Raw genomic sequence first — 14022 nt, 5'->3', positions numbered from 1 at the left:
CCCTGAGGCGGAGGCCGGTGTTCCATCTCAGGTCGCTTGTCGGCGTGGGCATACTCGGTATACATACTGAGTATGTCGATTCGCCACGGGCTTCTCGCCCTCCTCGAACGCGGGCCCCGCTACGGCTCGCAGCTCCGCACGGAGTTCGAGTCCCGCACAGGCTCCACCTGGCCCCTCAACGTCGGCCAGGTCTACACGACGCTCAACCGTCTCGAACGGGACGGGATGGTCGCCCAAGGCGGCGAGGACGAGGCGGGCCACGCGCTCTACGCGATCACCGACAGCGGTCGCGAGGAGCTCAGGGCCTGGTTCGAGAAGCCGGTGGACCGCACCAGCCCGGCCCGTGACGAGCTCGCCATCAAGCTCGCCATGGCCGTCGGGGCGCCCGGAGTCGACATCCGCGCCGTCATCCAGTCGCAGCGCCGCCACACCGTGAAGGCGATGCAGGACTACACCCGGCTCAAGGCCCAGGCGCTCGCCGCGCTGGAGAGCGGGGCATCACGGGAGCGCGACGACGTGGCCTGGCTCCTCGTCCTGGAACAGCTCATCTTCCAGACCGAGGCCGAGGCCCGCTGGCTCGACCACTGCGAGGCCCGGCTGATCCGCCTCTCGACGGTCGCCGTCGGCTCGGGGGACCCGCGGCCCGGCGAGTCCGGCGAGCCCGGCGAGCCCGGCGAGCCCGCGCGGACGCCCACGTCGGCCCCCCTGTCCGGCTCCGCGGCCCCGACCACGCCCCGGTCATCCCGGTCCACGTAGTCGTCCCCGCCGGCAACCCCCGCGGCGCCGCACGGCGCCGCCCCTCCCGCTCCCACACAAGGCGCTCCGCGCCCTCCCGCACCTCCGCTCCATCCGCTCCATCCGCTCCGTACGTGAGTCCCGACCGCGTTCGTACGTCCAAGGGGGACCCCTCCATGTCCACAGCGCAGCCCGTGCTGCAACTCCAGAACCTGACCCGCGTCCATGGCACAGGCGCCACCGAGGTGCACGCCCTGCGCGGCATCGACCTCGCTGTCTTCCCCGGTGAACTCGTCGCCGTCATGGGCCCGTCCGGCTCCGGCAAGTCGACCCTGCTCACCATCGCGGGCGGCCTCGACACCCCCACCTCCGGCCGGGTGATCGTCGAGAACACCGACATCACCACCGCCGGCCGCAAGGCCCTCGCCGCCCTGCGCCGCCGCAGCATCGGTTACGTCTTCCAGGACTACAACCTCATCCCGGCCCTCACCGCCGCCGAGAACATCGCCCTGCCGCGCGAGCTGGACGGCACCTCCGCCCGCAAGGCGCGCGTCGAGGCGCTGGCCGCGCTGGAGGAGATGGCTCTCGGGCACCTCGCCGACCGCTTCCCGGACGAGATGTCCGGCGGTCAGCAGCAGCGCGTGGCCATCGCCCGCGCCCTCGTCGGCGACCGGCGTCTCGTCCTCGCCGACGAGCCCACCGGCGCCCTCGACTCCGAGACCGGGGAGTCCGTCCTCGCCCTGCTGCGCGCCCGGTGCGACGCCGGGGCCGCCGGCGTACTCGTCACCCACGAGCCGCGGTTCGCCGCCTGGGCCGACCGCGTCGTCTTCCTGCGGGACGGCGCCGTCGTCGACCAGACCGTGCGCAGCGAGGCCGACTCGCTCCTGACCGGCCAGGCGGCAGAGCGGTGAACAACTGGCTCCACTCCTGGCGCGCCGCGATCCGCATCGCGCGCCGTGACGCCTGGCGGTCCAAGGGACGCAGCTTCCTCGTCCTCGCGATGATCGCCCTGCCCATCCTGGGCGTGAGCGCCGCCGATCTGACCCTGCGCAGCTCCGAGCTCTCCACCGAGGAGAGACTCTCCCGGATGATCGGCGCCGCCGACGGCCGGTTCACCGACGCCACCGTGGACGGCGTGCCGATCCTCCAGGATCCGTCCGGCGATATGAACGCCCCGGCCGCGGACTACGGAGACAGGATGTGGCCGAACGGTCCGACCGACGTCACCAAGACCTTCCCGGCCGGTGCCACGTTCCTCACGGACAGCTACGGAAGCGCCAAGCTGACCACCACCCACGGGCTGCTGCAGAGCGAGATCCGTGAGCTGAAGGCGGACGACCCGATCGCCCGGGGGATCATGACCCTCCGGGAGGGCCGCTTCCCGCAGAAGGCCGACGAGGTCGCCGCCACCTCGCACTTCCTGGAGACCGGCGGGCTGACCGTCGGCTCCACCCTTTCAGCCCGCGGCGACGACCGCGTGTTCCGGATCGTCGGCTCGTACGAACTCCCCAACGATCTCAAGACCGATCAGGTCAACGCCCTGCCCGGCGCCTTCCTCGCCCCGTACGCCAAGGCGGCCGAGAAGGCCGGGCTGAGCTCTTCCGGCATCTCCACCACGTATCTGGTGAAGGCCCCCGGCGGCCTGACGTGGGACGCGGTCCAGAAGGTCAACACCAAGGGTGTGGCCGTCACCTCGCGGGCCGTGCTCCTCGACCCGCCCGCCAGGGCCGACGTCCCGCTGTACGAGAAGGAGGGCTGGGGCGGCTTCCGGGACAGCCCCGGCGCCCGGGCCGCCGAGCTCGCCGCCGTCGGCACGATCGTCGGCCTCGCGATGCTGGAGATCTGCCTTCTGGCCGGGCCCGCGTTCGCCGTGGGCGCCCGCCGCTCGCGCCGTCAGCTCGGGCTCGTCGGCGCCAACGGCGGCGACCGCCACCACATCCGCGCCATCGTGCTGAGCGGCGGCCTCGTCATCGGCGTCGCCTCGGCCGTCGTCGGTACCGTCCTCGCCCTGATCCTGACGTTCGCCCTGCGCCCGGTCCTCGAGGACGCCATGGGCCAGCGGTTCGGCTCCTTCGACATCCGCCCGCTGGAACTGTTCGGCATCGCGATGATCGCCGTGCTGACCGGCCTCCTCGCAGCGATCGTCCCGGCCGTCACCGCGTCCCGCCAGACCGTCCTCGCCTCGCTCACCGGCCGTCGCGGTGTCCGCCGCAGCAGCCGCGTACTGCCGCTGGTCGGCCTGGGAGCCCTGCTCCTGGGCGGTGCGATCGCGCTCTACGGATCGGTGATCTCGGACCAGTTCGTGATCGTCGCGGGCGGCAGCGCCATCGCCGAACTCGGCGTGGTCGCCATGACCCCCGCCCTGGTCGGCCTCTTCGGCCGCACCGGCCGCTGGCTCCCGCTGTCGCCGCGCCTCGCCCTGCGGGACGCCGTGCGCAACCGGGGCCGTACGGCACCCGCCGTCGCCGCCGTGCTCGCCGCCGTCGCCGGAACGGTCGCCGTCTCCACCTACGCGGCCAGCCGCGAGGCCCAGAACGAGGCCGGATACACGCCGGACCTGCCGCACGGCGCGGTCTCCGCGTTCGTGCTGGAGGAGGGCGGCCGGGACGTCCCGGCGGTACGTGACGCAGTGCAGCGGCTGGTACCCGTCGACACCCGCGCCGACGTCCAGCGCGTCCTCGTCGGCAAGCCGAGCTGTTCCCCGTACAGCGACAGCGCGGGCTGCGGCCGCTACGAGATCGTCATCCCGGCGGCCAACGAGTGCCCGCTGTGGGGCACCTTCGAGGAGGGCGAGGATCCCTCGACGAAGTTCACCTCCGAGCAGCGCCGCAAGTTCGCCGAGGACTGGCGCTGCAAGGACAGCCGCGGCGGTGAGCTGGGCGGCGGAGTCTTCGTCGAGGGCGGCCTGCTGGTCGGTGACGCCTCCCTGCTCAAGGTCCTCGGTATCGAGAACTCCGGCGCGGAGAAGGCCCTCGCGGAGGGGAAGCTCGTCTCCTTCGTCAAGGCCCCCGTCGACGCCTCCGGCAAGGTCGGCATCAAGCTGGTCACCGACAACGAGAAGGCGCAGCAGGCCGAGTTGGACGGCAAGCCGGTGCCCGGCGAGGTCAAGGCCCTCCCCGCCCACCTGGTGACCGGTGAGAACGCCTACGGCGTGGGGGCGATCCTCACCCCGGCCGCCGCGAAGGCCGCCGGCCTGCCGACGGTGCCGTTCGGCTCGTTCTTCTCCACCGACTCACTGCCCACCGCCGAGCAGCGCCAGAAGCTCGACGGCGAACTCGCCAAGATCGGCAGCGACACCGGGCTCTACGTGGAGGAGGGTTTCGTCAGCGACACGAGCATCGTGCTCCTCGCGCTGACCGTCTTCGCCGGCCTCGTCACCATCGGAGCCGCGGGCATCGCCACCGGCCTCGCGCAGGCCGACGCCGAGGCCGACCTGAAGACGCTGTCCGCCGTCGGCGCGCCCCCGCGGGTCCGCCGTACGCTCAGCGGCTTCCAGTGCGGGGTGGTCGCCGCGATGGGCGTGATCCTCGGATCGGCGGCCGGTGTGCTCCCTGCGATAGGGCTTCGGCTCACCGAGGGGCGCGAGGAGCTGCGCTTCTACCAGGAGAGCCTCGACCAGGGCTGGGCCACGGCGGCGGAGGCGCCGTACGTCCCGATCGTCGTCCCCTGGGAGACGCTCGCGGCGCTCCTGGTCGCCGTACCGCTCGGCGCCGCGCTTCTCGCGGCCCTGGTGACCCGCTCCCGCGGGGCCTTGGCCCGCCGCGAGGCGACCTGACCGAGCCGGACCGGAGCCGGTCTGATCGGACCGGACCGGCCTGACCGGTTCTGACCGGCGACCGTTGCCGTCCTGTGCCCCCGGAGAAGGGTGGATCACCCTCCTCCGGGGGCACACCGTGTGGTGAGGCATGTGTGCGAGAGAATGGCGGCATGGAGATGCCGAGGAATGAACGGTCGCAGGAGACTCCCCAGGTCCTCATCGTGGGACAGGACGGGATGGCGCTCGGCGGCACTCAGGGTGACGACGAATCCCGCGAGGTCCCGGTGACGGAAATGGTCGAGCAGCCCGCGAAGGTCATGCGCATCGGCAGCATGATCAAGCAGCTCCTGGAGGAAGTACGCGCGGCACCTCTCGACGAGGCCAGCCGGGTCAGGCTCAAGGACATCCACGCCAGCTCCGTCAAGGAGCTGGAAGACGGGCTCGCACCCGAGCTGGTCGAGGAACTGGAGCGGCTCTCCCTGCCGTTCACCGACGAGGCGATCCCCTCCGAGGCGGAACTGCGGATCGCGCAGGCCCAGTTGGTGGGCTGGCTGGAAGGCCTCTTCCACGGCATCCAGACGGCGCTGTTCGCCCAGCAGATGGCGGCCCGCGCCCAACTGGAGCAGATGCGCCGGGCGCTGCCGCCCGGTGCGTCGCACGAGGACGACGACGACCAGGGCCACGGGCACGCGATCCGCTCGGGACCGTACCTGTAAGTGCGTACGAGAGGGCCCGGCACACCTCGGGGTGCGCCGGGCCCTCTCGCATGGCGACAGCGGGGCCGTTCCCGCACGGCGGGCGGGCCGTTCCCGCACGGTGGTGGCGGCGTTCCCGCACGGTGGTGGCGGGGCCGTTCCCACAGGGTGGGCGGGACCGTTCCCGCAGGGCGGCGGGCGTTCCCGCACCGTGGTGGCGGCGGGGGCGTCCTGGTCAGTCGGCCTGGGGCGCCCTGAGCAGGACCTTGCCGACGTGGGTCCCGGATTCCAGGGCCCGGTGCGCCTCGGCGGCGTCCGGCATCTCCACCGTACGGTCGACGACCGCACGTACCGTCCCCGAGGCGATCAGCGGCCACACGTGCTCGCGCACCGCCGCGACGATGGCCGTCTTCTCGTGCAGCGGACGGGACCGCAGAGTGGTCGCGGTGATCGCCCCGCGCTTGGCGAGCAGCGCGCCGAGGTTCAACTCGCCCTTCACACCGCCCTGCAGGCCGATGACCGCCAGTCGGCCGTTGACTGCGAGCGCCTTCACATTGCGTTCCAGGTACTTCGCTCCGACGATGTCCAGGATCACGTCCGCCCCGGCTCCGTCCGTGGCCTTGCGCAGCTCCTCGACGAAGTCCTGCTCGCGGTAGTCGATCAGGATGTCCGCACCCAGCTCGGCGCAGCGCGCGAGCTTCTCGGGGCCGCCGGCGGTGACGGCGACCTTCGCTCCGACGGCCTTGGCGAGCTGGATCGCCATCGTGCCGATGCCGCTCGCGCCGCCGTGCACCAACAGCGTCTCACCGGGCCGCAGATGGGCGACCATGAAGACGTTCGACCAGACCGTGCAGGTCACTTCGGGCAGCGCCGCGGCCGTGACGAGGTCCACCCCGTCCGGTACGGGCAGCAGCTGGCCGACGGGGACGACGACCTTCTCCGCGTACCCGCCACCGACGAGCAGCGCGCACACCTCGTCCCCCACCGACCAGCCGGAGGCACCCGGCCCCAGCGCGGCGATCCGCCCCGAGCACTCGAGACCGGGGTACGGGGAGGAGCCGGGCGGCGGATCGTAGAAACCCTGCCGCTGGAGCAGATCGGCGCGGTTGACGGCGCTCGCCACCACCTCGACGAGCACCTCGCCCTCGGCGGGCACGGGATCGGGCACCTCGGCCCAGACGAGGGCATCGGGACCACCGGGTTCCGGAATCGTGATCGCATGCATGGCGGCGAGGCTACTCGGGCGGTGTCGACAGCGGGGTGACGGGCGCCGCCCGCACGATCGTGATCACACGGTCCGTCAACTGCAGGGGGCTGGCCGCCGGATCGTCGTAACCGAGCAGGCGATGTCCGCGCAACACGCTGACCACGAGGTCCTCGGTCTCCCGCACGTTCTTGCCGACCTCGGACTTTATGACCGGCCGCTCCACCAGATCGAGGCCCGAACCCTGCTGGATCAGGTCCTCCATCACCGTGCCGGCGCTGGGGCTGAGCACCGAGAGGCCGAGCAGCCGTCCGGCGGCGCTGGCGCTGGTGATCACGGCGTCCGCGCCGGACTGGCGCAGCAGTGGCGCGTTCTCCTCCTCCCGTACGGCGGCGACGATCTTCGCGCCCCGGTTGAGCTGCCGCGCGGTGAGCGCCACCAGGACCGCCGTGTCGTCGCGCTGGGTGGCGATGACGATCTGCCGGGCCTTCTGGACCTCGGCGCGGAGCAGAACGTCGCTACGGGTCGCATCGCCGACCACACCGACGAATCCGTCGGCGTTCGCCGTCTCGATCACCTTGGTGGAGGGGTCCACGATGACGATCTGGTCCTTCCGCAGCCCCGTCGCGCAGAGCGTCTGGATCGCCGAACGGCCCTTGGTGCCGAAGCCGACGATGACGGTGTGGTCACGCAAGGTGGACCTCCAGCGGTTCAGCCGCCACTCCTCCCGGGTCCGTTCGGTGAGGACCTCGAGAGTGGTGCCGACCAGGATGATCAGAAACAGTACGCGCAGCGGCGTGATCACCAGGATGTTGATGAGCCGGGCCGCGTCGCTGTACGGGACGATGTCGCCGTATCCCGTGGTGGAGAGGGTGACGGTCGCGTAGTAGGCGCAGTCGAGGAAGTCGAGCGTGCCGTTGGAGTTGTCGTGGTAGCCGTCGCGGTCGGCGTAGACGATCAGGGTCGTCACGGCCAGCACTCCGAGGGCCATCAGCAGCCGCTTGGTCACCTGCCGCAGGGGCTTCTCGACGACACGCCGGGGCATCCGGATACGGGAGGGGGACGTCTTCTCGTCGGCTTGGCGGGCCATGACGTCACGGCTGGGAAGTTTCACGTGAAACATCCTGCCTGGGAAGCGCCGTGCGACGGGACCATGGGCCACGGAAGATCGAGAATCTCCAGGGCCTCTCCACGGCGTGCTCCCCCGGGTGGCACGACGGCCATCCCGTCCGCGGCGGCGATGCCCCGGAGCATCGCCGGGCCGTTGTAGTGCAGGGGCACGGCCTCCTCGCCCTCGTGGACGACGGGGACCAGCCGGGTGTCGTGCGGATGGCCCTGGATCTCGTCCCGTACGGGCACGCGGTACGGCTCGGGGGTCGGAGCCCCCGCCAGGGCGCGGAGCAGCGGTTCGGCCAGGGTGAGCAGGCCGGAGACGGCAGCGAGCGGGTTACCGGGCAGTCCGACCAGATGGCGGCCGGCGTCGAGGCGCGCGAGCAGCATGGGATGTCCGGGACGGACCTTCACCCCGTCGACGAGCAGGACGGCGCCCGCCTTGGCGAGCACGGGGTGGACATGGTCGACGGGGCCGGCGGCAGTGCCTCCGGTGGTGATCACGAGATCGGCGGGGGAGCCGATGACGGCGGCCGCCAGGGCGTCGGCGTCGTCGCCGACGCGGCGGGTGGCGAGCACCTCGGCGCCGAGCGCTTCGAGCCAGGGACCGAGCATCGGTCCGAGAGCGTCCCGGATCAGCCCGTCGTGGGGGAGTCCGGTGGTCAGCAGCTCGTCACCGAGGACGAGAACCTCCACCCGGGGGCGGGCGAGCGTCGGCAGCGCGTCGTACCCGGCCGCGGCGGCGAGGCCGAGGACGACGGGCGTCACCCGGGTCCCGGCGGGCAGCAGCCGGTCACCGGCGCGGCATTCCTGGCCCCGGGGCCGGATGTCCTGGCCGGGCACGACCTCGCGCCGCGCATGCAGATGGCCGCTCGCGTCGGTGCGGGCGTGCTCGCTGCGGATGACCGCTGTGGTCTCGTGCGGTACACGGGCGCCGGTGGCGATCCGTACCGCTGTGCCGTCGGCCAGCGGGGAGGCGGGGGCGTGACCCGCCAGAACGGCCCCTTCCGCGTGGATCTCCCAGGGGCCGGGCCCGGCGACGGCCCAGCCGTCCATGGCCGAGGTGTCGAAGGACGGGAGATCGGTGAGCGCGCGGAGCGGCTCGGCGAGCACATGGCCCATCGCCCGCCCGAGCGGTGTACGGAGAGGGGCTCGGGCGGCCCCCACGGCCGCCCCGGCGCGGGCGGCGACGGACCGCGCGGCGTGCCAGGCGGTGGCGCGGTGTCCTTCGGCGGCCCGGGGTTTCCCGCCGCGCGGCGGGGCGACGAGGGCGAGGACATCGTCCACCCCGTCGTCCTCGGCCCCGGCCCCGGCCCCGGACTCAAGTACGGACTCGGCCTCGGATCCGGCCTCGGATCCGGCCTCGGATCCGGACCGGGGCTGGGGCTGGGGCTGGGGCTGGGACCGGGCTTGGGCCGCACGCTCCTGAGGGGTCATCCTGCCGCGTCCCGCTCCGCTTCGGCCGCCCAGCGATTGGCGAGGGCCGCCGCCTTACGGGCGGCCTCGGCGACCGCCTCGGGTCCACCGCCGGAATCGGCCACCCGGCCTGCCGCGTACCCGACCAGGAACGTGGTCAGCGGTGCGGCGGGGCGGGCGACCCCGTGGGCGGCGTCGCGGGCCAGATCGAGCAGCACGCCGGTGTCGACGTCGATCTCGATGCCCAGTTCGTCCTTGACTGCGGTGATCCATTCGTCCAGCACGTTTCCATGCTCCCTGATCCGGGCCCGGGCCGTGGCGATGTCCTCCCAGGTGTCGCAGTCGAAGGAGGCGAGGGGGGCTGCGGTGACCCGGACGAGCCGCAGCCCCTGGGTGAGCAGACGCAGCGGGAGCCCGGAGAGGGTGCCGTGCGTGGTGGTGAGGAGATCCATTTCACGTCGGAGGGCGGCGGCGCGGTAGGCGGCGAGGAGCGGCTGGTCGCGGCCGTCGGCATCGACGAGGAGGACCGCGTCGAAGCCTGGCGCGGCGTCGAGAGCGTCCAGGAGCCGCCGGCCGGTGTCCTCATCGAGGAACGGCAGGTCGGCGGAGAGCACGAGCACCAGGTCGGCCCCGACCTCGCGCACCCCCGCGCCCAGCCCGGCCAGCGGCCCACCGCCGGGCGGGTCCTCCCTCGCCCACACGACGGGCCGCACGGTCTCCCGCGGCCCGCCGACGACCACGGTGCGCCCGGCGCCGCGGCACCCCGCGAGCACCCGGTCGAGCAGCGCCCGCCCCCCGACCCGCACCCCCGGCTTGTCCACCCCACCGAGCCGCTTCGCGCCTCCACCGGCGAGCACGATGGCGTCATACCCGATCGTCATCCCAGCAGTATGATCCGCCGCCACCCCCAAAGCCCCCCTCCGTCTCAACCAGGGAGACGGGGACACGGTCCGGGTGACCGCGGGCGTGGGAGCCGGGTCGTCGGGCTCGCGCGGAGCGCTGGGTGCCGGGACAGAACAACCAGGTCGCTGGGGCGCGCGGCGCCGCACGTCAGGGTGAAGGCCTGGGGGACCGAGGCCTGGGCATCGAACCTGGGGACCAGGGCATCGAACCTGGGGCCTGGGACCAGGGCATCGGACCTGGGGCATCGGAGGCAGGGTGCCACGGACCACGGACCACGGACCACGGGCTACGGGCCTGGGCCCTGGGGCATCGGACCTCGGGCTCGGGCCACGGGCCTGGGCCCTGGGATGCCTCGGACCTCGGGCCTCGGGCATCGGGCATCGGGCCTGGGCCCTGGGGCATCGGACCTCGGGCCACGAGCCTGGGGCCTGGGGCCTGGGAGACCTCGGGCATCGGGCCTGGGGCCACGGGCATCGGGCCTGGGGCATCGGAGGCAGGGCGCCTCGGGCCTTGGGGGCAGGGTGCCTGGGGCAGATGTCGGGGTTGGGGCGCGGCGCCCGCCGGTACGACGACGGGCGCGGGCTCGCGGGCGGGTGTCCGCCCCGCGAGTCCTGCCCGTCGTGGTCAGAGCGTGCGGAGCAGGACCGTCGGGTGTTCGACGCAGTCGGCGACGTAGCGGAGGAAGCCACCCGCCGTGCCGCCGTCGCAGACCCGGTGGTCGAAGGTCAGCGACAGCTGGACGACCTTGCGGACCGCCAGTTCACCCTCGTGGACCCACGGCTTGGGGATGATCCGGCCCACCCCGAGCATCGCCGCCTCCGGGTGGTTGATGATCGGCGTGGAGCCGTCCACCCCGAACACCCCGTAGTTGTTCAGCGTGAACGTCCCGCCCGTCAGGTCACCCGGCGTCAGCGTCCCCTGCCTCGCCGACTCCGTCAGCCGCGCGAACTCCTCCGTCAGCGACTCTGCCGTCCGCGTGCCCGCGTCCCGGACCACCGGGACGACCAGACCGCGCTCGGTCTGCGCCGCGAACCCGAGGTGCACGGACGGCAGCCGGACGATCTCCCGGGCCGCCGTGTCCACCGTGGAGTTGAGCTCCGGGTATCGCGCGAGGGCGTGCGTGCAGATCCGGGCGAGCAGCGCGAGCAGCGAGATCTTCGGCCCACCCGCCGCGTTCATCGCGGCCCGCGCCGCCATGAGTTCGGTCGCGTCGGCGTCGACCCAGCAGGTCGCGTCCGGGATCTCCGTACGACTGCGCGAGAGCTTGTCGGCGACGGCCCCACGGACCCCGCGCAGCGGAACCCGCTCACCCACCGCGGCGACGGCAGCCGCAGGCACCGGCGCCGGGCGCGCCGCCACCGTCTCGGCGGCGGCCAGGGCCGACTCGACGTCGGCCCGCAGGATCAGCCCGGCCGGACCCGACCCACGCACCTCACGCAGATCGAGCCCCTTGTCCCGGGCCAGCTTCCGCACGAGAGGCGAGATCACCGGTACAGGCCCCGCCACGGGGGCGGAAGCCGGAGCCGGAGCGGAACCGGAAACCGGAGCCGGAGCGGAACCGGAAACCGGAGCCGAAACCGGAGCCACGGCCTTCGCCACCGCAGCGCTCTCGTGACGCACCCGTCGACGCCTCGCCGCCGGCCCGGCCGTGCCGTACCCGACGAGCACGTTGCCCGAGTACTCCGACGACTCGGCCTGCGCCGCCGAGACAGCCGAGGCCTCCGAGGCCCCCGCGTCACCGGACGCGTCCGACCCCGCCGTGCCGCCGACCGCGACCGTCAGGAGCGGTGCGCCGACCGGCAGTTCCGTGCCCTCCTCACCGAAGCGGGCGGTGACGACACCCCCGTAAGGGCACGGCACCTCCACCATCGCCTTCGCGGTCTCCACCTCGACCACCGGCTGGTCGATGGCGACGACGTCGCCCACGTTCACCAGCCAGCGCACGATCTCCGCCTCGGTCAGCCCCTCACCGAGGTCGGGCAGCTTGAACTCGAGCACCTGCGCCATCAGTTACCCGCCTCCCACTGCAGCCGCGCCACCGCGTCGAGCACGCGGTCCACGCCGGGCAGGTGGTGCCGTTCCAGCATCGGCGGCGGATACGGGATGTCGAACCCGGCGACTCGCAGCACCGGCGCCTCCAGATGGTGGAAGCACCGCTCGCTCACGCGCGCGGCGATCTCCCCGCCCGGCCCGCCGAACCCGGTCGACTCGTGCACGACGACCGCGCGCCCGGTGCGCCGCACCGACGCGCAGACCGTCTCGTCGTCGAACGGCACCAGCGAGCGCAGGTCGACGACCTCCAGGTCCCAGCCCTCCGCCTGCGCGGCCTCCGCCGCCTCCAGACAGACCGGTACGGACGGCCCGTACGTGATCAGCGTCGCGCTGCGGCCGCTGCGCCGCACCACGGCCTTGCCGATCGGCTCCACCGGCGCCGGAGCCTCGGGCCGCCAGTCGGACTTCGACCAGTACAGCCGCTTCGGCTCCAGGAAGACGACCGGGTCGTCGGAGGCGATGGCCGCCCGCAGCAGCCCGTACGCGTCCTCGACCGTCGCCGGGGTGACGACGTGCAGACCCGGCGTCGCCATGTAGTAGGCCTCGGACGAGTCGCTGTGGTGCTCGACGCCGCCGATCCCGCCGCCGTACGGCACACGGATCACCAGCGGCATCGGCATCGCGCCCCGCGTGCGGTTCCGCATCCGGGACACGTGGCTGATCAGCTGCTCGAACGCCGGGTAGGCGAAGGCGTCGAACTGCATCTCGACGACCGGCCGCAGCCCGTACATCGCCATGCCGACGGCCGTGCCGAGGATGCCCGCCTCTGCCAGCGGCGTGTCCGTGCAGCGGTCCTCGCCGAACTCCTTCGCGAGGCCGTCCGTGACCCGGAAGACACCGCCGAGCGTGCCGACGTCCTCGCCCATCACATGGACGGTCGGGTCCTCGGCCATCGCGTCGCGCATGGCCCGCTGGAGGGCCTGCGCCATGGTGGCGGGCTTGGCCGTGGCCTTGTCCGCCGCCGTCTTCTGCGCGGTCGTCATCACGCCTCACTCTCGGCGTCGAGCTCGGCGCGCAGCTGCGCGGCCTGCTCGCGCAGCTGCGCCGTCTGCTCGGCGTAGACGTGCGCGAAGAGGTCCATCGGGTCGAGGACGGGGTCGGCGTTCATCCGCTCGCGCAGCGCAGCCGCCATCGTCTCGGCGGCCTCGGCCGCAGCCTGCTTGCGCTCCTCGTCGATGATCCCGCGCTCCGTCAGCTCCCGCTCCAGGATCACGATCGGGTCGTGCGCCCGCCAGGTCTCGACCTCGCCGTCCCCGCGGTAGCGGGTCGCGTCGTCGGCGTTGGTGTGGGCGTCGATCCGGTACGTGACGGCCTCGACCAGCGTCGGTCCGCCACCCCGCCGCGCGCGTGCCACGGCCTCGGTCAGCACCTGGTGGACGGCGACGGCGTCGTTTCCGTCGACGAGCCGGCCCGGCATGCCGTACCCGACGGCCTTGTGGGCCAGCGAGGGGGCCGCGGTCTGCTTGGCGAGCGGCACGGAGATCGCGAAGCCGTTGTTCTGCACCAGGAAGACCACGGGGGCCTGCCAGACCGCCGCGAAGTTCAGCGCCTCGTGGAAGTCGCCCTCGCTGGTGCCGCCGTCGCCGACCATGGCGAGCGCGACCACGTCGTCGCCCTTGAGCCGGGCGGCGTGGGCCAGCCCCACCGCGTGCGGCAGCTGGGTGGCGAGCGGGGTGCTCAGCGGCGCTATGCGGTGCTCACGCGGGTCGTACCCGGTGTGCCAGTCCCCGCGCAGCAGCGTCAGCGCCTGGACCGGGTCCAGGCCGCGGGCGACGGCCGCGAGGGTGTCGCGGTACGAGGGGAACAGCCAGTCCCGGTCCTCCAGGGCCAGGGCGGCCGCGACCTCGCAGGCCTCCTGCCCGGTGGTCGACGGGTACACGGCAAGTCGGCCCTGCTTGGTCAACGCCGTGGCCTGCGCGTTGTACCGACGGCCGCGCACCAGCTCCGCGTAGAGCCGCCGCAGCAGCTCGGGGTCGGTGTCGGCCACCGCGTCCGTGCCGATGACCCGGAAGGGCTCGGCGTCGGGCAGCAGCGGGGTGGGATCCGTGCGCGGCTTCCACGCCGGGGGCGGGGTGGGCCGGTAGGCAGGGGCGGCAGCTGGCGGCTCTTGGACTGTCGAACTGCGCTGTTGCAACGAGTCCACCTCCTCG

At 73.0% G+C, this 14022-nt stretch carries 11 protein-coding genes; 4 read left to right on the top strand and 7 right to left on the bottom strand.

The window, feature by feature from the left end; all coding sequences use genetic code 11:
• Positions 1–72 precede the first annotated feature (72 nt).
• The 4 genes from ACFUJR_RS15520 to ACFUJR_RS15505 all read left to right on the top strand — a co-directional run bounded on the left by ACFUJR_RS15520 (position 73) and on the right by ACFUJR_RS15505 (position 5208).
• Positions 73–756 carry a PadR family transcriptional regulator gene (locus tag ACFUJR_RS15520; RefSeq protein ID WP_383170617.1) on the top strand — a complete coding sequence of 228 codons (684 nt, stop codon included), beginning with the start codon at positions 73–75 and terminating at the stop codon, positions 754–756.
• Between the two features lie 155 nt (positions 757–911).
• Positions 912–1646, top strand: coding sequence for an ABC transporter ATP-binding protein (locus ACFUJR_RS15515; protein ID WP_383170614.1), 735 nt, complete (start codon positions 912–914; stop codon positions 1644–1646).
• A complete protein-coding gene (locus ACFUJR_RS15510; RefSeq protein WP_383170612.1) occupies positions 1643–4510 on the top strand; it encodes an FtsX-like permease family protein in 2868 nt (955 codons plus the stop codon). Before ACFUJR_RS15515 ends, ACFUJR_RS15510 begins: the two co-directional genes overlap by 4 nt.
• Positions 4511–4662: 152 nt before the next feature.
• Positions 4663–5208 carry a bacterial proteasome activator family protein gene (locus tag ACFUJR_RS15505; RefSeq protein ID WP_383170609.1) on the top strand — a complete coding sequence of 182 codons (546 nt, stop codon included), beginning with the start codon at positions 4663–4665 and terminating at the stop codon, positions 5206–5208.
• Positions 5209–5422: 214 nt separating this feature from the next.
• Here the strand turns inward: ACFUJR_RS15505 and ACFUJR_RS15500 are convergent, their stop codons facing one another.
• The 7 genes from ACFUJR_RS15500 to pdhA form a co-directional block, all read right to left on the bottom strand.
• Positions 5423–6412, bottom strand: coding sequence for an NAD(P)H-quinone oxidoreductase (locus tag ACFUJR_RS15500; RefSeq protein WP_383170606.1), 990 nt, complete (start codon positions 6410–6412; stop codon positions 5423–5425).
• 10 nt (positions 6413–6422) lie between these two features.
• Positions 6423–7514 carry a potassium channel family protein gene (locus tag ACFUJR_RS15495; protein WP_383170604.1) on the bottom strand — a complete coding sequence of 364 codons (1092 nt, stop codon included), beginning with the start codon at positions 7512–7514 and terminating at the stop codon, positions 6423–6425.
• Positions 7502–8938: a molybdopterin molybdotransferase MoeA gene (locus ACFUJR_RS15490; RefSeq protein ID WP_383170601.1), complete on the bottom strand. Its 1437-nt coding sequence runs from the start codon at positions 8936–8938 to the stop codon at positions 7502–7504. Before ACFUJR_RS15490 ends, ACFUJR_RS15495 begins: the two co-directional genes overlap by 13 nt.
• Positions 8935–9798, bottom strand: a complete 864-nt coding sequence (locus ACFUJR_RS15485; protein WP_383170598.1) for an NTP transferase domain-containing protein — start codon at positions 9796–9798, stop codon at positions 8935–8937. Before ACFUJR_RS15485 ends, ACFUJR_RS15490 begins: the two co-directional genes overlap by 4 nt.
• A 646-nt stretch (positions 9799–10444) precedes the next feature.
• Positions 10445–11827 (bottom strand): dihydrolipoamide acetyltransferase family protein, encoded by a 1383-nt coding sequence (locus ACFUJR_RS15480; protein WP_383170595.1) that lies wholly within the window; start codon positions 11825–11827, stop codon positions 10445–10447.
• Positions 11827–12855 (bottom strand): alpha-ketoacid dehydrogenase subunit beta, encoded by a 1029-nt coding sequence (locus tag ACFUJR_RS15475; protein ID WP_383170592.1) that lies wholly within the window; start codon positions 12853–12855, stop codon positions 11827–11829. The genes ACFUJR_RS15480 and ACFUJR_RS15475 overlap by 1 nt, the downstream gene beginning before the upstream one ends.
• A complete protein-coding gene (pdhA, locus tag ACFUJR_RS15470; protein ID WP_383170589.1) occupies positions 12855–14015 on the bottom strand; it encodes a pyruvate dehydrogenase (acetyl-transferring) E1 component subunit alpha in 1161 nt (386 codons plus the stop codon). The genes ACFUJR_RS15475 and pdhA overlap by 1 nt, the downstream gene beginning before the upstream one ends.
• Between the last annotated feature and the right edge of the window lie 7 nt (positions 14016–14022).

Source organism: Streptomyces sp. NPDC057271, assembly GCF_042668715.1.
Taxonomy (GTDB): Bacteria; Actinomycetota; Actinomycetes; order Streptomycetales; family Streptomycetaceae; genus Streptomyces.
The sequence above is the reverse complement of the archived record's forward strand: the minus strand, read 5'-3'. Positions and strand labels throughout refer to the sequence as shown.

Bases quoted from the DNA above. Each gene is read 5' to 3' on its own strand.
- ACFUJR_RS15520 (WP_383170617.1), top strand. From the start codon at position 73: ATGTCGATTCGCCACGGGCTTCTCGCCCTCCTCGAACGCGGGCCCCGC.
- ACFUJR_RS15515 (WP_383170614.1), top strand. From the start codon at position 912: ATGTCCACAGCGCAGCCCGTGCTGCAACTCCAGAACCTGACCCGCGTC.
- ACFUJR_RS15505 (WP_383170609.1), top strand. From the start codon at position 4,663: ATGGAGATGCCGAGGAATGAACGGTCGCAGGAGACTCCCCAGGTCCTC.
- ACFUJR_RS15500 (WP_383170606.1), bottom strand. From the start codon at position 6,412: ATGCATGCGATCACGATTCCGGAACCCGGTGGTCCCGATGCCCTCGTC.
- ACFUJR_RS15495 (WP_383170604.1), bottom strand. From the start codon at position 7,514: ATGTTTCACGTGAAACTTCCCAGCCGTGACGTCATGGCCCGCCAAGCC.
- ACFUJR_RS15490 (WP_383170601.1), bottom strand. From the start codon at position 8,938: ATGACCCCTCAGGAGCGTGCGGCCCAAGCCCGGTCCCAGCCCCAGCCC.
- ACFUJR_RS15485 (WP_383170598.1), bottom strand. From the start codon at position 9,798: ATGACGATCGGGTATGACGCCATCGTGCTCGCCGGTGGAGGCGCGAAG.
- ACFUJR_RS15480 (WP_383170595.1), bottom strand. From the start codon at position 11,827: ATGGCGCAGGTGCTCGAGTTCAAGCTGCCCGACCTCGGTGAGGGGCTG.
- ACFUJR_RS15475 (WP_383170592.1), bottom strand. From the start codon at position 12,855: ATGACGACCGCGCAGAAGACGGCGGCGGACAAGGCCACGGCCAAGCCC.